General features: G+C 70.4%; 25 protein-coding genes and 2 tRNA genes. 17 read left to right on the top strand and 10 right to left on the bottom strand.

Annotated elements, in window-relative coordinates; genetic code table 11:
• Positions 1–149 precede the first annotated feature (149 nt).
• Both BN1701_RS01920 and BN1701_RS01915 read left to right on the top strand, forming a co-directional pair.
• On the top strand, positions 150–1067 hold the full coding sequence (locus tag BN1701_RS01920; RefSeq protein ID WP_054044860.1) for a hypothetical protein: 918 nt from the start codon (positions 150–152) through the stop codon (positions 1065–1067).
• Positions 1064–1477 (top strand): GntR family transcriptional regulator, encoded by a 414-nt coding sequence (locus BN1701_RS01915; RefSeq protein WP_054055551.1) that lies wholly within the window; start codon positions 1064–1066, stop codon positions 1475–1477. The genes BN1701_RS01920 and BN1701_RS01915 overlap by 4 nt, the downstream gene beginning before the upstream one ends.
• On the opposite strand, the gene BN1701_RS01910 is transcribed toward BN1701_RS01915, so the two are convergent.
• Positions 1469–1542, bottom strand: a tRNA-Pro gene (locus BN1701_RS01910). The genes BN1701_RS01915 and BN1701_RS01910 overlap by 9 nt on opposite strands.
• A 73-nt stretch (positions 1543–1615) precedes the next feature.
• Here BN1701_RS01910 and BN1701_RS01905 point away from each other — a divergent pair.
• The 4 genes from BN1701_RS01905 (at position 1616) to BN1701_RS01890 (ending at position 4432) form a co-directional block, all read left to right on the top strand.
• A tRNA-Gly gene (locus tag BN1701_RS01905) sits at positions 1616–1686 on the top strand.
• A 205-nt stretch (positions 1687–1891) separates the two neighbouring features.
• Positions 1892–2323 carry an NUDIX hydrolase gene (locus tag BN1701_RS01900; RefSeq protein WP_054044858.1) on the top strand — a complete coding sequence of 144 codons (432 nt, stop codon included), beginning with the start codon at positions 1892–1894 and terminating at the stop codon, positions 2321–2323.
• A 43-nt stretch (positions 2324–2366) separates the two neighbouring features.
• Positions 2367–3587, top strand: coding sequence for a GNAT family N-acetyltransferase (locus BN1701_RS01895; RefSeq protein WP_054044856.1), 1221 nt, complete (start codon positions 2367–2369; stop codon positions 3585–3587).
• 74 nt (positions 3588–3661) lie between these two features.
• The gene (locus tag BN1701_RS01890) at positions 3662–4432 is read left to right on the top strand and encodes a hypothetical protein (protein ID WP_054044855.1); all 771 of its coding nucleotides are present in this window, start codon (positions 3662–3664) and stop codon (positions 4430–4432) included.
• Here BN1701_RS01890 and BN1701_RS01885 read toward each other — a convergent pair.
• Positions 4429–5235: an Fpg/Nei family DNA glycosylase gene (locus tag BN1701_RS01885; protein ID WP_054044852.1), complete on the bottom strand. Its 807-nt coding sequence runs from the start codon at positions 5233–5235 to the stop codon at positions 4429–4431. The genes BN1701_RS01890 and BN1701_RS01885 overlap by 4 nt on opposite strands.
• A 9-nt stretch (positions 5236–5244) precedes the next feature.
• Entirely contained in the window at positions 5245–5712 is a 468-nt protein-coding gene (locus BN1701_RS01880; RefSeq protein ID WP_054044850.1) for a ribose-5-phosphate isomerase, read from the bottom strand.
• 55 nt (positions 5713–5767) lie between these two features.
• On the opposite strand from BN1701_RS01880, the gene BN1701_RS01875 reads away from it, so the two are divergent.
• The 4 genes from BN1701_RS01875 (at position 5768) to BN1701_RS01860 (ending at position 9090) form a co-directional block, all read left to right on the top strand.
• Positions 5768–6478, top strand: coding sequence for a 2-phosphosulfolactate phosphatase (locus BN1701_RS01875; protein WP_369800468.1), 711 nt, complete (start codon positions 5768–5770; stop codon positions 6476–6478).
• A gap of 46 nt (positions 6479–6524) precedes the next feature.
• Positions 6525–7352: a hypothetical protein gene (locus BN1701_RS01870; RefSeq protein ID WP_054044848.1), complete on the top strand. Its 828-nt coding sequence runs from the start codon at positions 6525–6527 to the stop codon at positions 7350–7352.
• 74 nt (positions 7353–7426) lie between these two features.
• Positions 7427–8329 (top strand): SMP-30/gluconolactonase/LRE family protein, encoded by a 903-nt coding sequence (locus BN1701_RS01865; protein WP_054044846.1) that lies wholly within the window; start codon positions 7427–7429, stop codon positions 8327–8329.
• A gap of 74 nt (positions 8330–8403) precedes the next feature.
• Entirely contained in the window at positions 8404–9090 is a 687-nt protein-coding gene (locus tag BN1701_RS01860; protein ID WP_054044844.1) for an MBL fold metallo-hydrolase, read from the top strand.
• Here the strand turns inward: BN1701_RS01860 and BN1701_RS01855 are convergent.
• Positions 9076–10497, bottom strand: coding sequence for an aldehyde dehydrogenase family protein (locus BN1701_RS01855; RefSeq protein ID WP_054044842.1), 1422 nt, complete (start codon positions 10495–10497; stop codon positions 9076–9078). The genes BN1701_RS01860 and BN1701_RS01855 overlap by 15 nt on opposite strands.
• 68 nt (positions 10498–10565) lie before the next feature.
• Complete coding sequence (locus BN1701_RS01850) at positions 10566–11171, bottom strand: disulfide bond formation protein DsbA (protein ID WP_054044840.1); 606 nt, start codon at positions 11169–11171, stop codon at positions 10566–10568.
• 209 nt (positions 11172–11380) lie between these two features.
• Here BN1701_RS01850 and pepN point away from each other — a divergent pair, with 209 nt between their 5' ends.
• From pepN to BN1701_RS35160, 3 genes are all read left to right on the top strand, one after another.
• Entirely contained in the window at positions 11381–13945 is a 2565-nt protein-coding gene (gene pepN, locus BN1701_RS01845; protein WP_054044839.1) for an aminopeptidase N, read from the top strand.
• A 602-nt stretch (positions 13946–14547) separates the two neighbouring features.
• Positions 14548–14685, top strand: a complete 138-nt coding sequence (locus BN1701_RS35165; protein ID WP_157367726.1) for a hypothetical protein — start codon at positions 14548–14550, stop codon at positions 14683–14685.
• Positions 14686–14912: 227 nt separating this feature from the next.
• Complete coding sequence (locus BN1701_RS35160; RefSeq protein WP_157367725.1) at positions 14913–15182, top strand: hypothetical protein; 270 nt, start codon at positions 14913–14915, stop codon at positions 15180–15182.
• Between the two features lie 41 nt (positions 15183–15223).
• Here BN1701_RS35160 and BN1701_RS01835 read toward each other — a convergent pair whose 3' ends face one another.
• Both BN1701_RS01835 and BN1701_RS01830 read right to left on the bottom strand, forming a co-directional pair.
• Positions 15224–15721: a DUF5130 family protein gene (locus tag BN1701_RS01835; RefSeq protein WP_082859607.1), complete on the bottom strand. Its 498-nt coding sequence runs from the start codon at positions 15719–15721 to the stop codon at positions 15224–15226.
• Positions 15708–15962, bottom strand: a complete 255-nt coding sequence (locus BN1701_RS01830; RefSeq protein WP_054044833.1) for a hypothetical protein — start codon at positions 15960–15962, stop codon at positions 15708–15710. The genes BN1701_RS01835 and BN1701_RS01830 overlap by 14 nt, the downstream gene beginning before the upstream one ends.
• A gap of 365 nt (positions 15963–16327) precedes the next feature.
• On the opposite strand from BN1701_RS01830, the gene BN1701_RS01825 reads away from it, so the two are divergent.
• Complete coding sequence (locus BN1701_RS01825) at positions 16328–16684, top strand: hypothetical protein (protein ID WP_231949806.1); 357 nt, start codon at positions 16328–16330, stop codon at positions 16682–16684.
• Here BN1701_RS01825 and BN1701_RS01820 read toward each other — a convergent pair.
• Positions 16681–17328, bottom strand: a complete 648-nt coding sequence (locus tag BN1701_RS01820) for an HNH endonuclease (RefSeq protein ID WP_369800467.1) — start codon at positions 17326–17328, stop codon at positions 16681–16683. The two genes, BN1701_RS01825 and BN1701_RS01820, sit on opposite strands and share 4 nt — an antisense overlap.
• A 148-nt stretch (positions 17329–17476) precedes the next feature.
• Here BN1701_RS01820 and BN1701_RS01815 point away from each other — a divergent pair, with 148 nt between their 5' ends.
• The 3 genes from BN1701_RS01815 (at position 17477) to BN1701_RS01805 (ending at position 20508) form a co-directional block, all read left to right on the top strand.
• Positions 17477–18436 carry a mechanosensitive ion channel family protein gene (locus tag BN1701_RS01815; protein WP_054044828.1) on the top strand — a complete coding sequence of 320 codons (960 nt, stop codon included), beginning with the start codon at positions 17477–17479 and terminating at the stop codon, positions 18434–18436.
• A gap of 16 nt (positions 18437–18452) precedes the next feature.
• Positions 18453–18845 (top strand): globin, encoded by a 393-nt coding sequence (locus BN1701_RS01810; RefSeq protein WP_054044825.1) that lies wholly within the window; start codon positions 18453–18455, stop codon positions 18843–18845.
• A gap of 91 nt (positions 18846–18936) precedes the next feature.
• The gene (locus BN1701_RS01805; RefSeq protein ID WP_054044823.1) at positions 18937–20508 is read left to right on the top strand and encodes a glycoside hydrolase family 13 protein; all 1572 of its coding nucleotides are present in this window, start codon (positions 18937–18939) and stop codon (positions 20506–20508) included.
• Between the two features lie 300 nt (positions 20509–20808).
• Here the strand turns inward: BN1701_RS01805 and BN1701_RS01800 are convergent, their stop codons facing one another.
• Positions 20809–21474, bottom strand: a complete 666-nt coding sequence (locus BN1701_RS01800; protein WP_054044821.1) for a response regulator transcription factor — start codon at positions 21472–21474, stop codon at positions 20809–20811.
• Positions 21471–22664 (bottom strand): histidine kinase, encoded by a 1194-nt coding sequence (locus BN1701_RS01795; protein WP_054044819.1) that lies wholly within the window; start codon positions 22662–22664, stop codon positions 21471–21473. The genes BN1701_RS01800 and BN1701_RS01795 overlap by 4 nt, the downstream gene beginning before the upstream one ends.
• Positions 22665–22819: the final 155 nt, after the last annotated feature.

Raw genomic sequence — 22819 nt, 5'->3', positions numbered from 1 at the left:
CCAGGGGAGTCCGTGGTTTCTGCCTACCGGGGGTGTTGAACAGCGGACAAGGCCGGCTGATCGACTCCACCTCTTTGGCCCAACCGATTCGCTGTGTTGACAACCATGGAACACTTTGTATCAGGCAGCTGATACAAAATGGGGGCGGTATGGAGCGGCTCATCACACCGTTGACGTACGCGGCCGTCGGTCTGGCGATCTTGCTCGTGCTGTGGCCGACCGTGTCCACGGGACAGCGGTTCCTCTGCCGATGGGGCGTTCCTGACCCGGACGAGCAGCAGGCCGTGCACGCGGTGGCTTACCTGCGAAACCGGCGATTGCTCTATCCCCCGCTGTTTCTGCTCGCCCCGGTCTTGATCGCACCCGCCTCCGGCGACTCGAGCCCACTCACCTTCCTCGCCCCACTTATTGCGGGGCTGCTCGTGGCCGAGGCAATCGCGTCCTTACGCCCGCCGCGCGGGCCCCGGGTCGCCACGCTGGTCCGGCGCCACTGGCGTGACGTGGTGCCGAGATGGGCGATGGCCACGCTGCTGGCCCTCGCTTCGGCGGCAGTCGCGTTGGCCGTGGCGGGTCTGATCGCCCAAACCTGGGCAGACCGGGTCTCGGCACTGCTCCCCGCCGACGGCGTGTGGAGATCAGCGGACGGCAGTAGCACGTGGAGCTTCTCCGGCGGCTACGCCACCGACATCGGCAGGCCTACATCCTTGTTCGCGCTCGTGGGGATCGCCGTCGGCGTGGCGGCCGTCCTCGGCTTGGTGCGACTCGCGGTTCGGCGCGGACCCGTCGGCGACCCCCGGGTCGACGCGGCGCTACGGACCCGCACGGCCCGCGTCGCGGTCGGCATCGGCATCGCCTGGATGGCGGCGATGGTCATGGGCGCCAGCAACCGGCTCCAATTCCTGCGCCACTTCATGGTGCCGCCTGGGTTCCCGCAGGCACCCGGATGGCTCGCGCACACGTCCGCGACCGACTTGACCGGCGTTGTGGTGCTGTTCGTCGCGGCGGCGGGCTGGATCTGGGCTGCCAACCCGCCCCGCCGCCTGCCGTATGTCCGGGCCGCGGCGTGACCGCCCGGATTCTGGTCGACCCCGACGGCGGCGTCGCGCCGTGGCGGCAGGTCCGCGATCAGCTAGTCCAGCTGATCCGCGATGGCGAACTGCCGATCGGCAGCCGATTACCGAGCATCCGGCAACTCGCCCGGGATCTCGGCTTGTCGGCGGGCACGGTTGCCCGCGTGTACCGCGAACTCGAGACGGCGGGTGCCCTGCATACCGCGCGGCGCAACGGAACCGTCGTCGCTGCGATCCCCCGCACCCACACCAACGCTGGCACCGCGCTCGCGAAGGCCGCCGCGGACTACGTCGCGCGGGTCAAAGCGATCGGCCTCACCGAAGCGGAGGGTCTGGCCGCGGTGCTGCACGCCTTCGCGAACAGCGAAAGCCCCGTAGCCAGCGGCGACGGGGCTTTGTCGGGATGACAGGATTTGAACCTGCGACCCTCCGCTCCCAAAGCGGATGCGCTACCAAGCTGCGCCACATCCCGGGGTCGTGCGCGATCAGCGTAGCGTGACCCGCTAGGCTGGTTTACGTGCCCAGGGTTAACGCCCGGCGCACATGCGGGCGTAGCTCAATGGTAGAGCCCTAGTCTTCCAAACTAGCTACGCGGGTTCGATTCCCGTCGCCCGCTCGTTCATCCGGCGGCGGTAAGGTCCAGTGGATCTTGCCGCCGCTTCCTTATTCGATGGTTCCCTTCCAACGAACTGCTTGCGTTGTCGGCGAATCACCTTCCGACGTGGCGTGGGACACAGCCAGTCGGGTGGATTCGGCCGCACTTCCGTGTGATCGCACGGTTGGCCATGGTGTGCGGGTTTCGGACTCGCTAAGCAGTAGCCATGTCGCAGTCTGACTATCTCCTCAAGCCCCAAACCCGTCCCTACTACCGCAACGCGGTCGCGACGAGCACTGTCGTCGTCGATGACGCTGGGTTGCTGCTGATGGTGCGGCGGCCGGACTCGGACAGTTATCACCTGCCGGTCGGGCCGCCGTGTTCCGGTGAGACCGTGTCGGTGGCGGCCTGTCGCGTCGCCGCTGAGAGCACCGGGGTCGACGTCGAGATCACCGGGTTGGTGGGGATCTTCGACCAGCCCGACGACGCTTTCGCGGTGTGTTTCCGCGGGCGGCCGATCGGCGGAACGCTCGCGGGCTGCCCTGGCGGCGAGGCCGTGTGGGTCGAGCCGGAGCGGCTCGACGAGCTCAATGTGCCCATAGCCGTGCGCCAGTGCATCGAGCACGGCCTCGACGCGCGCGAGCCGTTCTTCGCCTGAAAACCAGTGGCACGATCGGGCGGTGTCGCGTAGACACCGAGGCGTGGCCACCGACGACTACACCTTGCGCACGCTCACCGCGGACGACCTCGACGAGTACGCGGGCGTTGTCGCCACGGCGTTCCTCTCCGAGGGCGATCTCGCGAACGTCATCGACGCGGAGCGCACCGTCTTCGAGCCGGATCGCACCGTGGCGGTCCTCGAGGGCGGGCGGTTCGCGGGCGTTGGCGGGATCCTCACCCGGTCGCTGACGCTGCCGGGCGGGCGGGCCCGCCCGGTGGCCGGGGTGACGTCGATCGCCGTGCGTCCCGACCAGCGCCGCCGCGGGGTGCTCTCCCGGATCATGCGGGCCCAACTGGACGGCCTGCACGAGTCCGGCGCGGAGCCGATCGCGGCGCTGTGGGCCAGTGAGGCGGCGATCTACGGGCGGTTCGGGTATGGCCTGGCCACCGACTACATCCACTACGAGATCACCGCGAAGACCCCGTTCCGGCCGGGCGTCGACCTCGGCGCCGACCGGGTGCGGGAAGTGGCGCGCGCGGACGCGATCGAGGCCATCAAGCCGATCTACGAGCGCCACGCGGCGACCACCGTGGGCGCGCTCAGCAGGCCGGGAGCGTACTGGGAGTACCACCTGCTCGACACCGAGCGCAGGCGCGCGGGCGCCTCGCCGCTGCGGTTCGCGGTGCATCCCGACGGGTACGCGGTGTACCGGGTCAAGGGCGAGTGGTCCGAGCGGGCGCCCGACGGCCGCCTGATGGTTCGCGAACTCGTGGCCACCACGCCGCGGGCCTACGCCGCCCTGGTGCGCTACCTGCTCGACGTCGACCTCATCGGCATGGTCGAGCTCGACGGCGCGGTCGACGAGCCGCTGACGCTGCTGCTGCAGACCCCGAGGGCGGCGCTGCGCAAGCGGTTCGACGGGCTGTTCATCCGGCTGGTCGACCTCGACCGCGCACTCGTGGCCAGGGACTACGCCGCCGACGTGGACGTCGTCATCGAGGTCGCCGACGAGTGGTGCCCCTGGAACGCGGGCCGCTGGCGGTTCACCGCCAAGGACGCCCAGGCCACCGTCGAGCGCACGACGGCCGACGCGGACCTGTCCACCAGCTCCACGGAACTGGGCGCCGCCTTCCTCGGCGGAACGCGGCTGACGATGCTGGCCGCGGCGGGCCGGGTACACGAGCACACGCCTGGCGCGGTGGCGCGGCTGTCGGCGGCCTTCCTCGGCGAACGGGAACCCGCCTGCGTCGAGGTCTTCTGACCGGGCGCCTCGGGAACCACGGCGGTACCTTCCGGCGTTGACCCCTTAGACGAGGTGTTCAGCGGGAGGTCGCTATGAGTGGTACGACCGTAGTCATCTTGATCGTCTTGGCGTTGGTCGCGCTCGCGGTGATCTCCGCCCGCGGTCGGGCCGCGAACCGACAGAAGGACCTCGACGACGCCAAGGCCGACGCGCGGCGGTGGGTCGAGCGGCTGGGCGGGCAGGTGATGAACCTGACCGGCACCGACCTCGCGTCCCAGCAGGCCATCGCCGACGCCGCCGAGCGCTACACCGCCGCCGGGTCGCAGATGGAGCAGGCCACGACGACCGAGCAGTGCAGGCTGGTCACCAAGACCGCGCTGGAAGGCCTCTACTACATCCGCGCCGCGCGCACGGCCATGGGCATCGACCCCGGCCCCGAACTGCCGGTCGACCACGAGGCGCAGCGCGCGGGCAAGGTCACCGAGGACCGCAGGGTCAGCGTCGAGGGCCACGACTACGAGGCGTCCCCCGTCCCCGGTCAGCGCACCCCGCACTACTACCCCGGCGGGCGGGTCGCGGGCAGGCCGGTGCCGCAGGGCTGGTACAGCGAGCCGTGGTGGAAGCCCGCGCTGGTCGCGGGCGCGTGGGGCGTCGGGTCGGTGCTGCTGTTCAGCATGATGTTCTCCGGCATGGCGGGCATCGCGGGCGCGGCGGCCTGGGAGTCCGGCTACGACGCGGGCCAGGAGGACGCCATTGGCGACCAGGGTGACGCGGGCGGGGACTACGGCGGCGACTCAGGCGGCGGCGATTACGGCGGCGGCGACTGGGGCGGCGGCGACATCGGCGGCGGGTTCGACTTCTAGGCCTGGCAGGTGGGGCACCAAAAGAGGTTGCGGGCCGCTAGGACCTGGCCCGCGACCTCGGTTCCACAAACATGGCAGGGCATTCCGGCGCGCCGGTAGACGTAGACCTCGCCGCCGTGGCGGTCCACCCGGGGTGCGCGGCCGGTGGCCTTGGGCAGATGCTCGTCGCGGACGGTGTCGATGCGGCCGCGGCGCACACCCAGTCGCATGAGGTCGATCAGGTCCGTCCACATGTCCGTCCACAGTGTCCGGTCGAGCACCGTGCCGGGGGTGAGCGGGTGGACGCCGTGGCGGAACAGCAGTTCGGCGCGGAACACGTTGCCCACGCCCGCGATCACGGCCTGGTCCATCAAGGACACCGCCAGCGGCGTGCGGGACCTGGAGATCCGCGTCCACGCGCGGTCCGGGTCGGCGTCGCGGCGCAGCGGGTCCGGGCCAAGCCGGTCGCGGACGGCCTTGGCCTCGGCGCGGGTCAGCACCTCACAGGCCGTCGGCCCGCGCAGGTCGGCCCAGTGGGTCGGGCCGACCAGGCGCATGCGGACCTGGCCGACGGGCGCGAGCGCGGGCAGGGGTGTCTCATCGAACGTGCCGTAGAGACCGAGGTGGACGTGCACGATGGTCTCGGGGCCGTAGACGTGGAACAGGTGCTTGCCGTGCGCCTCGGCCCGGCGGAGCACCTGTCCGTCCACAAGGGACGCTCCGGCGGCGAAGCGTCCCTGTGGGCTGGAGACCTCGACGGCGGTGCCGCCGAAGCGTTTCTGGTGCGACCGGGCGAGCCGGTGCAGGGTGTGGCCTTCTGGCATTTCGGGAAACTAAGGCAGGTACGGCGGCTCGCCGGTGCGCTCGTACTCGTCGAGCAGGCCGATCCGGCGCCCGTGCCGCTCGTCGGTGGAGAACGGGGTGGCGAGGAAGGCATCGACGATCGCGGTGGCCTCCTCGGCGCTGTGCATCCGCGCGCCGAGGCCGATGACCTGGGCGTTGTTGTGCTCGCGGCACAGCTTGGCGATCTCGACGCTCCAGGCCAGCGCGGCCCGGCAGCCCTTGACCTTGTTGGCCGCGATCTGCTCGCCGTTGCCGGACCCGCCCAGGACGATGCCCAGGCTGCCCTCGTCGGCCACCACGCGGCGCGCGGTCTCGATGCAGAACGGCGGGTAGTCGTCGAGGGCGTCGTACTCGTGCGGACCGACGTCGGTGACGTCGTGGCCCGCGGCGGTGAGGTGGTCGATGAGGTGGGTCTTCAGCTCGAAGCCCGCATGGTCGGATCCCAGGTAGACACGCACGGGGCGAAGTGTGCCATCCCGTAATCCGGTTGGCAGCCGATGGGAGGGTTGGCGGGTGATCGATCCCTCATTCGTGCAGTCCGGCTTCGACGTCCGGGTGGAATGGGGCCTCGACGGCGTCGCCGCGCTGGCCGGCTCCTGCGGCGCGCTGGTGATCGTCGACGTGCTGTCGTTCAGCACGTCGGTGGACATCGCGGTGTCGCGCGGCGGCCGGGTCCTGCCGCTCCGCTACCGCGACGCCCGCGGCGAGTCCGAAGCACGCGCGGCGGGCGCCGCGCTCCCCGGCGACGGCCCGTGGACCCTGCGGCCGTCGTCGCTGGTCGACCTGCCCGCGGGCACCTTTCTGGCCCTCCCCTCCCCCAACGGCGCCACCCTGAGCGCCGCCGCGGCCGAGACCGGGGTGCCGGTGTTCGCGGGCTGCCTGCGCAACGCCCCCGCCATCGCCGCGGCGGTGCGCCATTCGGGCCCGGTCGGCATCGTCGCGGCAAGCGAGCGCTGGGGCCACGTCGGCGCACTGCGCCCCTGCGTGGAGGACCAGTTGGGCGCGGGCGCCATCGCCCACGCCCTCGGCGGCGCGCTGTCCCCGGAGGCGCGGGTGGCCGAGGCCGCGTTCCTCGCCTTCGCCGACGACCTCCACGGCGTGCTCCGCGACTGTTCCTCGGGCCGCGAACTGGACGCGGGCGGCAACGCCGGTGACGTCGAGTTGGCGGCCCGCCACGCGGCGAGCACGACCGCGCCGAGGCTGGTGGACGGGGTCTACGAATAGCTCGACTCCGGTCGGGCCGTGATGGAGTCTGGGGGACGTGCGCTCGATGACCCGTCCCGTCCTGGCCGTGGCGCTGACGACGGTGGCCTTCGCGGTCACCACGGCCATCCCGCCCGCCGCGATCTGCCAGCCCAAGGCCGCGGCCCCGGTGGTGCGGTTTACGCCGCCGCCGACCGCGACGCCGGTTGCCGAGGTCGACCTCGCGGGCGCGGTGGCGGCCGGGGTGGGCGCGGCGGGCGGGCGGATCACGCTCGGGCTGTCGGTGCTCGACCTCACCACGGGCAGGCTGGCCGGGAACGGCGGCGACCGACCGTTCTTCTCCGCGTCGATCAGCAAGATGATCGTGGCGGTCGACGTGCTGTCGCGGGAGGTGTCGGCCGCCGACCGGGACCGGGTGTGGCGGGCGCTGTCGGCCAGCGACGACACGGCGATGAACGCGCTGTGGTCGCTGCACGACGGGAACGGCGCGATCGGGCGAGTGGCGAGGCTGGCGGGTCTGACCGGCACCTCGGCGCCGAAGGATCCGGCCGAGTGGGGCGAGACGACGGTGACGTCCGACGACGCCGTCCGCCTGCAGGCCTATATCCAGTCCTCGCCCGCCCGCGACTTCATCCACGCCGCGCTGGCCGCGGCGCCCGACACCGCCGCCGACGGGTTCGACCAGGACTTCGGGCTGAACGGGCCCGGGCTGGACGCGTTCGGGAAACAGGCCTGGATGTTCTACCGGCCCAACGCGGTCTACCTGCACTCGGCGGGCGTGCTGAGCGGCCGGTACGCGATCGCCCTGCTGTCGATCCAGCGCGGCCGGTCGGCGGCGGGCGCCAAGGAGCAGGTCAACGCGATCGCGGGCGCGGTGGCCGCCGCCCTTGGCTGATTGGGGCCGGATGACCCGTCGAATAGGCCGGGTTCGCGGCCCATGATGGACACACCGACGAGGAGGAGGCGGTCATGAAGGTTCTCCGGCGTGCTCTGCCGCTGGCGGCGACGCTCATCGTGGCGGCGGTGGTCCCGGTGTCCGCGGCACCCGCGAACGCGGTGATCGTGCTGCCGGGGGCGACGTCGGCCGAAGGGGTCGCGACCGGGCGCGGGGCCACGTTCTACGCCGGTGACCTGTTCGGCGGCGACATCTTCCGTGGCGATCTCCAGCGTGGGACCGCCGAGCTGCTCATCGACGCGCCCGCCGGGCGGATGGCGCTGGGCCTGAAGTACGACCAGCGCACCGACCTGCTGTTCGTCGCGGGCGGGTTCGGCGGTCAAGCCCACGTCTACGACGCCGCGACCGGCGCCGACGTGGCCACCTACCAACTCGGCGGCGTGATCAACGACGTCGTGGTCGTCAACGGCGGCGCGTGGTTCACCGACTCCGTACAGCCGCACCTGTACTTCGTGCCGGTGAGCCCGACGGGCACCCCAGGCCCAGCCCAGACCCTCACATTGACGGGCCCCGCGGGCCAGATCACCGGCGCCTTCAACCTCAACGGCATCGAGGCCACCGCCGACGGCAAGACCCTGCTCGTGGCCCACTCGGCCAACCAGGCCATCTACACCGTGGACCCGGCGACGGGTGCCAGCGCGGTCGTGGCGGGGGTCAACGTGGCCAACGCCGACGGGATCGTGCTCAACGGGCCAGACCTGTGGGTGGTGCAGAACTTCCTCAACAAGGTGACCCGGTGGCGCCTGAGCCCAGACCTGTCCTCGGGCACCCTGACCAAGACGATCACCCACCCGCTGTTCCAGGTCCCGACCACCGCGGCCCTGCATGGCGGCAGGCTCGCCGTGGTCAACGCGAAGTTCGACACCGGGCTGCCGCCGACCGCGACCCAGTTCGAGGTGATCCTGGTCGACCGCTGACGGTGTCGCGCACCCTGTGGACGGGAGTCGTGGTGATGCCGAAGTCCGCGGAACTGGTGGTGTAGACCTGATCCATGAGGTGGATCGAGCTGGCCGACGGCGTCTACGCGCGCCGGTACCCGGAGTTGGACCAGACGCTGGGCCTGGTGGTGGGCGCCGGGCGCTGCCTGGTGATCGACACTGGGACCGACGAGGCGCACGGCGCCGAGTGGGCGGCGGCGGTCCGCGCGGTGACGCCGCTGCCGTGGGACGTCGTGATCACCCACTCGCACTGGGACCATTTCCTTGGCACGCAGGCGTTCCTCCCCGCCCGCGTGTGGGCGCACGCCCGCTGCGCGAAGGCCATCGCCGCCGACGCGCGGGCGCAGGTGGAGTCGTGGGCGGCGAAGTACCGGGCGGTGGACAAGCCCGAACTGGCCGAACGGCTCGAACTCGCGCGGGTCGTGCTGCCCGATCACGAAACGGGCGACAGCACGACCCTCGAACTCGGCGGGCGCACGGTCGAGCTGATCCACTTCGGTTTGGGGCACACCGACAACGACGTGGTCGTCCACGTGCCGGACGCGGGCGTCGTCTTCGCGGGAGACACCGTCGAACAGGGCGCGCCGCTGTCGATCGGACCGGACAGCCACCAGGACCGATGGCCCGCTCTGCTCGACGGGATTCTCGCGCTGCGCCCAGCGATCGTCGTCCCCGGCCATGGTGAACCGGTGGACGCCGACTTCGTCCGAGCGCAGCGTGACGCCTTATCTCTGGATTGACTTGACCTCGGTGAACTCATCGATGCCGTAGCGGCCGAGTTCGCGGCCGTTGCCGGACTGCTTGTAGCCGCCGAAGGGCGCCACGGCGTTGAACGCGCCGCCGTTGACGTCGACCTGGCCGGTGCGCAGCCGCTTGGCCACCGCCATCGCGCGGTCCTGGTCGGCGGAGAACACCGCGCCCGCGAGTCCATAGATCGTCGCGTTGGCGATCGAGACGGCCTCGTCCTCGTCGGCGTACGGGAGGATCGACAGCACCGGGCCGAAGATCTCCTCCTGCGCGATACGCATGTCCGGCCGAACGTTCGCGAACACCGTCGGCGGCACATACGCGCCGCGCTCGGGCAGGTCGGTGGCGCGGAAGGCCAGGGACGCGCCCTCGGCGACGCCCACCTCGATGTAGTCCAGGACGCGGTCGCGTTGGGCGAGGGAGGACATCGGGCCGATCCGGGTGGACTCGTCGGTCGGGTCGCCCACGGCGTACTTCGCCGCGGCGGCCGCGGCGAGTTCGACGGCCTGGTCGTGCAGCGCGGCCGGGACGAGCATGCGCGTCCACGCGGTGCAGGTCTGGCCGCCGTTGATGTAGGTGTTGGCGACGCCGATCTTCACGGCCTTGGCCAGGTCGGCGTCGTCGAGGATCACGTTGGCGGACTTGCCGCCCAGCTCCAGCGCGACCTTCTTGACCGTCTCGGCCGCGGCGACCGACACCAGCTTGCCCGCGGCGGTCGACCCGGTGAACGACACCATGTCGACGCCGGGGTGCGCGGAGATCGCCGCACCCACCACGGCGCCCGTGCCGTGCACCAGGTTCACCACGCCGTCGGGGATCCCGGCCTCGGCGAGGATCTCCAGGAACAGGTTGGCGTTGAGCGGGGCGACCTCGCTCGGCTTGAGCACCACGGTGTTCCCGGCGGCCAGCGCGGGGGCGACCTTGGCGACGATCTGGTGCAGCGGGTAGTTCCACGGCGTGATCGCGCCGACCACGCCGACCGGCTCGCGCAGCACCAGCGAGTTCCCGACCTCTTCGGCGAAGGCGTAGCCGTTGTCGATCAGGTCGGCGATGGCCTTCGACGTCGCGGCGGGCAGCGAGGCCTGGACCTTGGTGGCGAAGGTGATCGGCGAGCCCATCTCCGCGGTGATCGTCGCGGCCAACTCGTCGCGGCGCGCGGCGATGCCGTCGGACACCCGGCGCACGGCGGCGGCGCGCTCGGCCGGGCTGGTCGCCGACCAGGCCGCCAGCGCGGCGGTAGCGGCGCCGACGGCCGCGTCGACATCGGCCGCGGTGCCCGCCGGGACCGAGGCGATGACCTCCTCGGTGGCCGGGTTGACCACGTCGATCCGCTCGCTCCCGGCGTCGATCAGCTGACCGCCGATCACGTGGCCGGTGCGGGTGGTGACGGGTGCGGCCATGGCTCCTCCATAACGCGGGTATGACACTCAGGGCACCGCCCAGCGTGTCATACCCGCCCGGAGGTGCATCAGGTGAAGTTCAGGTCGCCGGTTCGGGTGCGCTTGAGCTCGAAGAAGTCCGGGTAGCCCGCGAGCAGCCGCGCGCCGTCGAAGACCTTGACCGCGTCCTCGCCGCGCGGGATCGAGGTGAGGACGGGGCCGAAGAACGCGACCCCGTCGATGTGGATGGTCGGGGTACCCACGTCCGAGCCGACCGGGTCCATGCCGCGGTGGTGGCTGGCCTTGAGCGCCTCGTCGAACTCGGTGCTGGTGGCGGCGTCGGCGAGCTCGGCTGGCAGGCCGACCTCGGCCAGCGCCTCCTTGATCACCACGGCGTAGTCGGAGTTGCCCTCGTTGTGGATCCGGGTACCCAGCGCGGTGTAGAGGTCGCGCAGGACCTCGTCGCCATGGGCCTGCGCGGCGGCGATGGCGACGCGGACCGGACCCCACGCGCGGTCCAGGAGTTCGCGGTAGTCGTCAGGAAGATCACGTCCGGTGTTGAGCACCGACAGGCTCATCACGCGGAAGTCGAGGTCCAGCTCGCGGTGCTTCTCCACTTCGAGGATCCAGCGCGAGGTGATCCAGGCGAACGGGCAGGCCGGGTCGAAGTAGAAGTCGACCTTGGTCGCAGTCATGAATGTTTTCCCCACGTCGGGTGTCGTCACCTGTTCGGCGGAGGCCTATGCCCCTTTCCACCCCAACCGCGACCCACCCCGAAACCTTCCCGTGGACTCTTCGACACCTTCGGGGCCCCCGGCGTGATTGGATGCGATTGTCAGTTCCGAAGTCGGGCTGCAAGAGAGACGTCCAGAAGTTCCTACCAACGAGCCCACCGAGGTGTTCCGTGGCCGCGCCCAACCTGACCCGAGACCAAGCCCAACAGCGCGCCGCGCTGCTGGAGGTGGAGTCGTACGCCATCGAGCTCGACCTCACCGATGGCATCGGCCAGCCCGGCGAGTCGACATTCTCCTCCCGCTCCACGGTCCGGTTCACCGCCAGGGAGAGCGGTGCTCACACGTTCATCGACCTGGTCGGCCGGGTCGAGTCCGCCGAGCTCAACGGCAGGGCGCTGGACGTGTCCGGGTTCACCGAGGACGAAGGTCTGGCACTGACCGACCTGGCCGAGGCCAACGAGCTGACTGTCGTGGCCACGTGTGACTACACCAACACCGGCGAGGGCCTGCACCGCTTCGTCGACCCGGTGGACAAAGGCGTCTACCTCTACACCCAGTTCGAGACCGCCGACGCCAAGCGCATGTTCGCCTGCTTCGACCAGCCCGACCTCAAGGCCGCGTACCACGTCACAGTGACCGCGCCGAAGGGCTGGAAGGTGATCTCCAACGCGGCGGCCGCGTCAGTCACGGATATCGAGGGTGGCGCCAACGGCGCGGCGCGGCATGTGTTCACCACCACCGAGCGCATGTCGACCTACCTTGTCGCGCTCGTCGCGGGTCCGTACGCGGAGTGGCGCGACGAGTATCGCGACGACACCTCCACGATCCCGCTGGGCATCTACTGCCGCGCCTCGCTGGCCGAGCACATGGACGCCGAGCGCCTGTTCACCGAGACCAAGCAGGGCTTCGACTTCTTCCACCGCAACTTCGGTGTGCCGTACCCGTTCGGCAAGTACGACCAGGCCTTCGTGCCGGAGTTCAACGCGGGCGCGATGGAGAACGCGGGCTGCGTGACGTTCCTGGAGGATTACGTCTTCCGCAGCCGCGTCACCCGCTACGCCTACGAGCGCCGCTGCGAGACCGTGCTGCACGAGATGGCGCACATGTGGTTCGGCGACCTGGTCACCATGCGCTGGTGGGACGACCTGTGGCTCAACGAGTCCTTCGCCACCTGGGCGTCGGTGCTCGCGCAGGCCGAGGCGACCGAGTACGTGCACGCGTGGACCAGCTTCGCCAACATCGAGAAGTCGTGGGCCTACCGGCAGGACCAGCTCCCGTCGACCCACCCGGTCGCCGCGGACATCCCGGACGTGCAGGCCGTCGAGGTCAACTTCGACGGCATCACCTACGCCAAGGGCGCCAGCGTCCTCAAGCAGCTGGTGGCCTACGTGGGCTTGGACAACTTCCTGTCCGGGCTGCGGGTGTACTTCGACAAGCACGCGTGGGGCAACGCCACCCTGGCCGACCTGCTGGGCGCGCTGGAGGAGGCGTCGGGCCGCGACCTGTCGTGGTGGAGCGCGCAATGGCTGGAGACGACGGGTCTGAACTCGCTGCGCCCCCGCTTCGAGGTCGACGCGGACGGCAAGTTCACCGAGTTCGCCGTGGTGCAGGGCGGGGCGAAGCCCGGCAAGGGCGAGCTGCGCACGCACCGCATCGCCATCGGCGTCTATGACGACCAGGACGGCATGCTCCTGCGCACCCACCGCGTCGAGATCGACGTCGAGGGCGAGCGGACGGTCGTCGACGAGCTCGTCGGCGTGCCGCAGGGCAAGCTCGTGCTGGTCAACGACGACGACCTGACCTACTGCACGATGCGTCTGGACGCGGGCTCGCTGACCACCCTGATCGACCGGATCGGCGACATCACCGAGCCGCTGCCGCGCACCCTGTGCTGGTCGGCGGCCTGGGAGATGACCCGCGAGGCCGAGTTGAAGGCCCGCGACTTCGTCACCCTGGTCTGCCACGGCCTCGCCGCCGAGAGCGAGGTCGGCGTCGTGCAGCGGCTGCTGCTGCAGGCCCAGACCGCCATCGGCTCCTACGCCGACCCGACCTGGGTGCCGCGCGGCTGGCAGGAGTTCACCGACCGGATCATGGAACTGGCCACCGCGGCCGAGCCGGGCTCCGACCACCAGCTCGCGTTCGTCAACTCGCTCGCGGGATCGGTGCTGTCCAAGGAGAAGCTGGCCACTCTGCGCGGCTGGCTGGACGGCTCGGCGCCGCTGGCGGGTCTCGTGGTCGACACCGACCTGCGTTGGCGCCTCCTGCACGCCCTGGTCGCCCACGGCGCGGCGGGCGAGACGGAAATCGACGCGGAACTGAAGACCGACTCGACGGCCACCGGCCAGCGCCAGGCCGAGCGGGCGCGCGCCCTGACCCCCACCGACGAGGCCAAGTCCGAGGCCTGGCGGCGGGCGGTACACGACGACGAGCTGCCCAACGCGATCAACGAGGCCATCATCAGCGGCTTCTCCCACCCGGCCCAGCGCGCCCTGCTGGCCACCTACGCCGACCGCTACTTCGCCGACGTGGCCGACGTGTGGGCCCGCCGGTCGAGCGAACGCGCCCAGTCGGTCGCGCTGGGCCTGTACCCGGCGTGGTCGGTCGCGCAGTCGACGGTGGCGGCCTCGGACAAGTGGCTGGAGGGCGAAAACCCGCCCGCTTTGCGCCGGTTGGTCTCTGAGGGCCGCGCGGGCATCGTGCGCGCCTTGGCGGCCCGGGAGTTCGACGGGTCCTGATTTTGGTTTGATCGACGGGGAGCCACCGCGGTGGCTCCCCGTTTCTCTTGGGGGAAAGATGCGCAAGTCCACCATCATCGGGCTGACGCTGCTGCTGTCCGGCTGCACGAACGCCGTGCAATCCCGTCGAACAGGCTGGGCTCCTGTGCCCATCAACTCGACGCGGGCATGGTCGAGTTCGGGGACCTGATCATGATGTCGGAAAACCACTTCACCCAATTCAGCAGACCGGGATGCCATGGCGATCGACTCCGCTTCCGGCGCGCGGCTGGGCTGGTTCGACCGGGGGAGCCTGCTCGACGATCCGACGATCAACTGCGGGCAAGTATCGCAAGGAAAACGCCGAGGGCGGCCGGCGTCTGCCTCCGTTTCATCAGCGGTGAGACGTGCAGATCTCGGTCTCGGATCACTAGATCGCCTGCGTGGTCGCCGAAGTCACAGCCCGGATCCAACCCCCACGCCGTCATTGCGGCGGATCGACCGGTGCTGGACGGTTGCGGTGCTGTTCCGCGCTGGGAAACGCCTGTGTTTGCGCCGGTTGTCTATGAAAGCCGCGCTGGCATCGTGTGCGCCCTGGCGACCCGGGAGTTCAACGGGTACTGATGCGGATTGTCTACTGTGGAGTCATCGCGGTGGCTCCCGTTCTTCTTGGGGGAACGATGCGCAAGGCCGCGATCATCGGCCTGATCTTGCTGCTGTCCGGCTGCACGATCAATGGCTTCAGCTCGCCGACGGCGTGACGTTCCGCATCGCCGTGACACCGGGCGGACCCAGGGCGTGCGAGATCGCGGCGGGCACCGCGCGGGCGATAGCCGTCAGGATAGGGAAACCGGTCCCACGAGCGTTTCAGGGCGAACGGTCGCTGCGCGGAATCGATCCCTGCTCGATGTTCACCCCCGCCGTGATCGCCATGTCATCCGGCCCGGGGAAGACCCCGTGGCCCTCACCTTCCCGGCACAGTTGCGCGGTGGGAAACGACCTGCGAGTGCTGTTCGCCACCGGGCCCGCGCTCACGTCCGCGAGCGCCAAGCCGAATGAACTGACCGTCGCGGGCAGGCTGTCGGTGATCGACCGAACCGATTCCGGCTGCGCGATTGTGACCCAGCACGTGTCCATGGGCCGTGCGGTGATCGGCGGCTATGAGCAGGCGCGAGTGATCGTCGAGAGCAACGACCAGGCGTGCGCCAAGGCGAAGGCCGTCGCCGAGTTGGTGTGGCCTCGACTGCCACCGGCATGACGAAGGCCCGGACCGCCGTGGTCCGGGCCTTCCAAGTCAGCTCAGCGCTTGTGGGCGAAGCCCGCCTGGTCGCTCAGCATGCGCAGGGCGCTCACCAGGCCGCCGATCAGGTCGCCCTCCTTGAACGAGGCGACCATGCTCATGATGGCCAGGTTGCAGCCGCGGTCGGCCACGCGGCGGGCGGCCTCCTCGCCCGTGACGATCTCCACACGACGCTCGCCGGGGGACACCGCGATCAGGATGGACTCGCTGGAGCCCGCGTCGATCGAGGTGTGCAACTCCTCCGCGCGCTCGCGCGGGTCGGCGCCGAGGTCGCCGAGGTAGACGCTGAAGCCAAGGCCCGTGGCGCGGGCCGACAGGGTCAGCGCTTCGTCGAGGCGGGTCAGCTGGACCGGGGTGAAGGGCAGGCCGGGGCCTTCCTCCTCCTTGGCACGGGCGATCGAGATCCGGCCGCTGTTGGTCACCACGGCGCCGTAGCCGTGTTCGACGTCCTCCGCGAGTTCGCCCACCTCGTGGTGGACGGTGCTACCAGCTCCCACGGGCACCTCCCTTGGCCGTGCGCCGAGGCGCCGAGTCGTCGGCGTGGGCCGTGATCGCGGCGTGGCCCGCGTCCAGACCTGCCGGGTTTGCCGTCCACCAGACCGCCGGGTGCTCCCAGTCCTGACCGGGGCGGTACCGCGGCGTCTTGGCGAAGTTTTCGCGCAGCGTCAACAGGGCGATCAGGCCGTAAATGGCCAACGGGATCACCGCGAAGACGAGAATGGTCTCGACGAGCGTCACAAGCGATACGGTAACCGACGACGGCTCGGGGCCGCGTCGAGGCTCCCACCAGGATGGACGGTCATCCCACCGGCTCAAGATCGCTGCGCGTGAGCGGTTGGTGCTCTCCTGGTAACGCCCTTCACCCGAGTGACGTCCGCCCGCATACCTCGTTGGGCCTATCGGCGAGGAGCGAATGGCCTCAACTGGGGAAATGTGACCGCATACAGCGGGTTGACGTCTTGTCGGTTACGCAGCAGGGTCATAGCTTTCACCTGTACGGCTCTTGCGCAGTCGATCGACCATCGTTCTGTAGTGCGACCGCCCCAGGAGGACACTCCATGTACACGACTTCTTCCGACGCCACCGCCATTGTTGTCACCCGAATGGACGAGTCTGTACTGGTGCTGAGCCAAGGAACCCGCGTCACCAGGGGCACCCGGGTCACCGCGGGTACCCGCGTGACGAGGGGGACGCGGGTGACGAGGGGGACGCGCGTCACGGCGGTCGAGCCCGGCACCCGCGTGACGTGCGGCACAAGGGTCACTAGGGGTACCCGGGTCACCAGCGAGGACCGCGGCACCCGCGTCACGCGGGGTACCCGCGTCACGGCGGAGGACCGCGGCACCCGGGTCACCAGGGGCACGCGCGTCACGGCGCAGGAGCGGGGCACCCGCGTCACGCGGGGCACCAGGGTCACGGCGGGCACGCGCGTCACCCGGGGCACCCGCGTCACCGCTTAGGCGGCGGGCTCCCCGAGGTAGGGCAGCCAGAGCGGATCGGCGTCGGTCACCCCGGCCAGCAACCGCCAGTGCGGCCCACGCGGCGCGTTGGGCACCACCCGTAAGCGCCAGCCCAGCTCGGTGAGCAGCTTGTCGGCCTTGCGGTGGTTGCACCTGGCGCAGCACGCCACGCAGTTCTGCCACGTGTGCTGGCCGCCGCGGCTGCGCGGGATCACGTGATCGATCGTCTCGGCCCGGCCCCCGCAGTAGGCGCAGCGGTAGCGGTCGCGGTGCATCAGCCCGGCGCGGGTGAGCGGTACCCGGCCCCGGTAGGGCACGCGGACGTAGTTGCTCAAGCGGATGACCGACGGCACCAGCACGCTCGACGTCGCCGAATGCACCACCAGGCCCGCCGGGTCACCGTGCACGACCTCGGCCTTGCCGCACACCACCAGCACCACCGCGCGGCGCAGCGGAAGCGCCGTAAGCGGTTCGAAGGTCGTGTTGAGCAGCAGGACCCGACGCCTTCCCCACGACGGCAGCGGTCCCGGAAGCGGTGTGGGCGCGCGAGCTGAGCTCAGAACGGCGCCCGGATTCGAGCACAACGTCGTCCTCGGCGCGTGCCCGAAGGGCGCGCCGAGAGAGGTCGGTTGTCGGTCTGGCACTCGACCACCTCCACGGTGCTGACGTAAGTCGACCACAGATCCACCCCGAAACGCACGTGTGTTATGTGACGTGTCCCTCATGTCGACGCGAAAAGATGATGAACACCCCCTTCGACGGCCGCGCCGGACGTGGCTATCGTCGGCGCCGATGAACCAGATCCCGTTCGCACTCGAACCCCCGAAATGCACCGACGCCTGGTGCACCCAGGTCTACAACCTGACCGGGAACAACTGGCTGGCCGCGTCCGCGAACTGGCTGGTCGCCAAGCCGCTGAAGATCGTCATGATCTTGGTGATCGCGTTCCTGATCCGGCTGCTGGTGCACCGCCTGATCGACCGGCTGACCTCGGGCAAGGGCAAGATGCCCGCGCTGCTGCGGCCGTTGCGCGAACGCGCGCCGCAAGCCCTTGGCGCGCTGCTGTCCGACCGGCGGGCCCAACGCGCCAAGACGATCGGCTCGGTGCTCAAGTCCGTCGTCAGCTTCGTCGTCTACGGTTTGGCCTTCATCCTCGCCCTCGGCGAGCTGGGCGTGAACCTGGCGCCGATCATCGCCTCGGCGGGCATCGTCGGCGTGGCGCTCGGCTTCGGCGCGCAGAACCTCGTCAAGGACTTCCTGTCCGGCATCTTCATGATGCTGGAGGACCAGTACGGCGTCGGCGACGTCGTCGACCTCGGCGAGGCCAAGGGCACCATCGAGGCCGTCGGCCTGCGGATCACCACGCTGCGCGACATCAACGGCACCGTCTGGTACGTCCGCAACGGCGAGATCCTCCGCGTCGGCAACTCCAGCCAGGGCTTCGCGGTGGCCACGCTCGACCTGGCCGTCGGCTACGGCGCCGACGTCGACCAGGTCACCGAGATCCTCACCAGGGTCGCGGGCGAGGTCGTCGCCGACGAGCAGTTCAAGGACTCGGTGATCGAGCCGCCCGAGGTGCTCGGTGTCGAGAAGGTCACCCCGGAGAGCATCACGATCCGGATGACGGTGAAGGTGCGGCCGGGCAAGCAGTTCGCCGTCCAGCGCGCGCTTCGGGCCAAGGCGATGGCCGCGGTAGAGGAGGGGGGCGTGCCCGCGCCGCTCAACCGACTGTTGCCCCCTCCCCCCGTCTAGGTGGGCGTGCGGGAGGATGGGTGACGTGGGCACCCCCGAGAACTTCTACGACGCGATCGGCGGCGAGGAAACCTTCCGCCGGATCGTGCACCGGTTCTATGTCGAGGTCGCCAAGGACGAGGTCCTGCTCCCGCTCTACCCGGAGAAGGACCTTGGCCCGGCGGAGGACCGGCTGCGGCTGTTCCTGATGCAGTACTGGGGTGGCCCGCACACGTACTCCGAAGAGCGTGGGCATCCTCGGCTGCGGATGCGTCACCAGCCCTTCACCATCGGGCCGCTGGAGCGGGATGCTTGGCTGAAGTGCATGCGCATCGCGGTGGACGAGGCCGGGCTGGCCCCGCAGCACCGCGAACAGCTGTGGCAGTACCTGGAGATGGCCGCCAACAGCATGCTCAACAGCTGGGTCTGATCTTGTGAGGAATTGATCATTTCTCGGACTTCGGGGAGTCCGACACCGGCGAATGGCAGGATTGACGATCGTGCGACGAACCGGGGACTCGATGGACGAAGGCGCGCTGCCGTGGTGGCAGAACGCGGTGTTCTACCAGATCTACGTGCGTTCCTTCGCCGACAGCGACGGCGACGGCGTCGGTGACCTGGAGGGCATCCGCTCGCGGCTGGGCTATCTGGAGCTGCTCGGCGTCGACGCGCTGTGGCTCACGCCGTTCTTCCGCTCCCCCATGGCCGACCACGGCTACGACGTGGCCGACCCCCGAGACGTCGACCCGCTCTTCGGCGACCTCGCCGCCTTCGACGCGCTCGTCGCCGACGCGCACGGCCACGGGCTCAAGGTCACCATCGACCTGGTCCCCAACCACACCAGCGACCAGCACGTGTGGTTCCAGCAGGCGCTGCGGTCCGCCCCGGGCAGCCGCGAGCGCGGCCGGTACCTCTTCCGCGACGGCCAGGGCCATGGCGGCTCGCTGCCGCCGAACAACTGGACCAGTGTCTTCGGCGGGCCCGCGTGGACGCGGGTGCCCGACGGGCAGTGGTATCTGCACCTGTTCGCCCCGCAGCAGCCGGACCTGAACTGGGACGACTCCGAGGTCCGCGCGGACCTCGTGCAGACGCTGCGCTTCTGGCTCGACCGCGGCGTCGACGGCTTCCGCATCGACGTCGCGCACGGCATGGCCAAGCCCGCCGGGCTGCCCGACATGGACCCGAACGCGGTCGCGATCATGGCGGGCACGCAGTCGCACGACGTGGTCGACCCGCGGTTCGACAACGACGGCGTGCACGACATCCACCGGCTGATCCGCAAGGTCCTCGACGGGTACCCGGGCACGATGGCCGTCGGCGAGATCTGGGTGGAGCGCGACGACCGGTTCGCCTTCTACGTCCGACCCGACGAGCTGCACCTTGGCTTCAACTTCAAGCTCGTCGAGGCCGACTTCGACGCCGACTCCGTGCGCCGGGCCATCGACCGCTCGCTGACCGCGGTGCAGGCCACCGGCGCGGCACCGACCTGGACCCTGTCCAACCACGACGTCGTCCGCCACGTCACCCGCTACGGCGGCGGCGACCTCGGCACCCGGCGCGCGCGGGCCATGGCCCTGGTCGAGCTGGCACTGCCGGGCGTCACCTTCATCTACAACGGCGAGGAACTGGGCCTGCCCAACGTCGACCTGCCGGACTGGGCCCTGCAGGACCCGGTGTGGGAGCGCTCCGGCCACACCGAACGCGGCCGCGACGGCTGCCGGGTGCCGTTGCCATGGGAGGGCGAGATCCCGTCGTTCGGCTTCTCCCGCGCCGGGGCGGCATGGCTGCCCATGCCGACGCACTGGGCGGGCCTGACGGTCGAGGCGCAGCTGGAGGACCCGGAGTCGATGCTGTCGCTCTACCGGCACGCGCTGGAGATCCGCAAGACCTCGGGAGCCTTCGGCGGTGAGGAGCTGGAGTGGTACGGGGCGCCCCCCGGCTGCTTCGCCTTCCGCCGCAAGGGGGGCGGGTTGATCTGCGCGCTGAACACCTCGGCGGCGCCGGTTCCGCTGCCGCCCGGGGAGATCCTGCTGGCCAGCGGCCCGATGGAGGGCAACCAGCTGCCGCCGGAGACCTCGGTCTGGCTGGTCTGAGAAACGCGGTTGGATGGCGTTGCCGGTTCTCGGCTGGGCTTGCACCGAGCCCGCGGTCAATATCGCGATCGCGAGCAGGATGACCGCGATCATTCCCGTGCGCATTGTTGGTCCCCCTGTCGGAAGTTGTTTGGTAGTACCGATTCTTTCGATGTCGACCTGAGCGGAACACCCTCTGGAGGATGAGGTGGATCCCTCTGCGGAGTGAGATTTGGTCTCCCTCCGCAGAGGGAGGCGTCCCGCCGCTCGCCGCGCTGTTCCAGCAGATTCGGCACGGCCACTGCCCAGACAGGGCGACGATCAAGCAACCGGATTGTCCGGCGACACGATCCCGTGGTCGAAGGCGTAGACGATGGCCGCCGCGCGGTCGCGCAGCCCGAGTTTGGCGAAGATCCGGCCGATGTGGCTCTTCACCGTGACCTCGGAGATGAACAGGGCCTCGGCGATCTCGCCGTTGGTGAGCCCGCGCCCGATCGCCCGCAGGACGTCGCGCTCGCGCGGGGTCAGCTGGTCGGCGGGGCCGTGGTTGGTGGGCGCCACGGCCTTGCGGTACGTGGTGAGGACCCGGGAGGTGACGGTCGGATCGAGCCAGCTCTCCCCCGCCGCGACCGTGCGCACGGCGCGGATCAGGTCCTCGGCCGGGGAGTCCTTGAGGATGAACCCCGCGGCGCCCGCCCGCAGCACGCCCGACAGCAGGTCGTCGTCATCGAAGGTCGTCAGCGCCAGGACCGGCGGATCCGACTCGCCGAGGCGCCGGGTCGCCTCGATGCCGTCGATGTTCTTCATGCGCAGGTCCATCACTATCACGTCGATGTCGTGCGCGGCCACCGCGGCGGGCACGCCGTCGCCGTCGCCGCACTCGGCGACGATGGCGAAACCCGCGCGGCGGCGCAGGATTCGGCGCAGGCCGGAGCGGACCAGCTCCTGGTCGTCGACGAGCAGGACCCGTACGAGGTCGTCGGTCACGGGGCGACCTGCCGCAGCGGGCAGGACGGCGACGGAGCGGGATCGGACACGGTCACCTCGACGATCCAACACCCTTCCCGCGGCCCCGCGTGCAGCACCGCGCCGAGCTGCTCCGCTCGGGTCCGCATGCCGCTGAGTCCGGCACCGCGCGAAGTGCGCGGCACGGCGGTCGGGAGGGTGTTGCGAATAGTCAGTCGGGTCTGGTCCGGCCCAGTGGCGAGGTGCACCGAAGCCGACGCGGACGGGGCGTGCTTGGCGATGTTGGCAAGGGATTCCTGCGCGATCCGGTAGAGCCCGGCGCCGCGCGTGGCGTCCACTGTGGACAGATCGCCGGACTCGTGGTAGCGCACGTCCACCCCCGCCGCGCGGGTGCTGTCGACCAGGTCGGCGATCCGGTCGGCGCCCGGCAGCGGCGCGGTGCCGAACCGGTCGGCGCCGAGCAATCCGACCGACTGGCGGATGTCGCGCATGGCGGCCCGGCCGACCTGTTCGGCCTCGGTCAGCGCCTCCACCGCCTCGGCGATGTCGCAGTCGTGCTGCAGCGCGTGCCGGGCGCCGGTCACGTGCAGCAGGGTGATGCTCAGCGAGTGGCCGACGACGTCGTGCACCTCGCGGGCGATGCGCTGGCGCTCGGCGGCCACCGCCTGATCCTGCTCGGCGGCGTGGTTGAGCCGCTCGGCGTCCAGTGCCCGCATCTGCCAGCGCAGGCTGACCCCGACGTAGAGGCCGAGCGCGACGATCACGATGTAGAGCGGTACCGCGTCCAGGCTGCCGCGGATGCCTGCGACTACCAACAGCGCAACCCCTGGCCCGGACACCGCCACGGCGGTGGTCAGCCGGTACATGGCGGCCATCTCGGCGGCCAGGACCGGCATCAGCAGCGGCGCGAAGTCGGCCTCGACGGGCTGGAGCAGCAGGACGCCGACCGCCAGGGTGGTGAGGACCGACTCGGCCATCGGCGGGACCAGCCGTCCCCCGACCGACCACATCAGCAGCGGGCTGATCGCCAGCAGACCGGCCACTGCGAGCCAGGTCGGCGGCAGCAGCGCGTCACGCTGGACCAGGGCACCGAGGGTGATCAGGGCGACCGACACCGTCGAGAACAGCGGGATCCACCACGGGTACGGCACGCCCGCCCGCGCGCAGCCCTCCTCGATCCGGGCCTTGGTTCGCTCCAGCAGCACCAGCATGAAGCCAGGATAGGTACGCCCCGGGATGGCGCCATCCGTCGACGGGCGGGGGTCGGTCTCCGCCCACGGAAGGAGGCCGCGGCGGGTCCCACGGACCGACGCGCTCGACCCGGTCCGGCGCCTACCGTTTTGACAAGAACGGCAGGACCCAGCCA

It is taken from the genome of Alloactinosynnema sp. L-07 (assembly GCF_900070365.1).
GTDB lineage: Bacteria > Actinomycetota > Actinomycetes > Mycobacteriales > Pseudonocardiaceae > Actinokineospora.
This window is presented reverse-complemented; position numbering and strand designations above follow the sequence as displayed.

What these genes read in the sequence shown, in the direction of transcription:
- BN1701_RS01920 (WP_054044860.1), top strand. Translation starts at nt 150, where the DNA reads ATGGAGCGGCTCATCACACCGTTGACGTACGCGGCCGTCGGTCTGGCG.
- BN1701_RS01900 (WP_054044858.1), top strand. Translation starts at nt 1,892, where the DNA reads ATGTCGCAGTCTGACTATCTCCTCAAGCCCCAAACCCGTCCCTACTAC.
- BN1701_RS01890 (WP_054044855.1), top strand. Translation starts at nt 3,662, where the DNA reads ATGAGTGGTACGACCGTAGTCATCTTGATCGTCTTGGCGTTGGTCGCG.
- BN1701_RS01885 (WP_054044852.1), bottom strand. Translation starts at nt 5,235, where the DNA reads ATGCCAGAAGGCCACACCCTGCACCGGCTCGCCCGGTCGCACCAGAAA.
- BN1701_RS01870 (WP_054044848.1), top strand. Translation starts at nt 6,525, where the DNA reads ATGACCCGTCCCGTCCTGGCCGTGGCGCTGACGACGGTGGCCTTCGCG.
- BN1701_RS01865 (WP_054044846.1), top strand. Translation starts at nt 7,427, where the DNA reads ATGAAGGTTCTCCGGCGTGCTCTGCCGCTGGCGGCGACGCTCATCGTG.
- BN1701_RS01860 (WP_054044844.1), top strand. Translation starts at nt 8,404, where the DNA reads ATGAGGTGGATCGAGCTGGCCGACGGCGTCTACGCGCGCCGGTACCCG.
- BN1701_RS01855 (WP_054044842.1), bottom strand. Translation starts at nt 10,497, where the DNA reads ATGGCCGCACCCGTCACCACCCGCACCGGCCACGTGATCGGCGGTCAG.
- BN1701_RS01850 (WP_054044840.1), bottom strand. Translation starts at nt 11,171, where the DNA reads ATGACTGCGACCAAGGTCGACTTCTACTTCGACCCGGCCTGCCCGTTC.
- BN1701_RS35165 (WP_157367726.1), top strand. Translation starts at nt 14,548, where the DNA reads ATGCGGATTGTCTACTGTGGAGTCATCGCGGTGGCTCCCGTTCTTCTT.
- BN1701_RS01825 (WP_231949806.1), top strand. Translation starts at nt 16,328, where the DNA reads ATGGACGAGTCTGTACTGGTGCTGAGCCAAGGAACCCGCGTCACCAGG.
- BN1701_RS01815 (WP_054044828.1), top strand. Translation starts at nt 17,477, where the DNA reads ATGAACCAGATCCCGTTCGCACTCGAACCCCCGAAATGCACCGACGCC.
- BN1701_RS01810 (WP_054044825.1), top strand. Translation starts at nt 18,453, where the DNA reads ATGGGTGACGTGGGCACCCCCGAGAACTTCTACGACGCGATCGGCGGC.
- BN1701_RS01805 (WP_054044823.1), top strand. Translation starts at nt 18,937, where the DNA reads ATGGACGAAGGCGCGCTGCCGTGGTGGCAGAACGCGGTGTTCTACCAG.
- BN1701_RS01795 (WP_054044819.1), bottom strand. Translation starts at nt 22,664, where the DNA reads ATGCTGGTGCTGCTGGAGCGAACCAAGGCCCGGATCGAGGAGGGCTGC.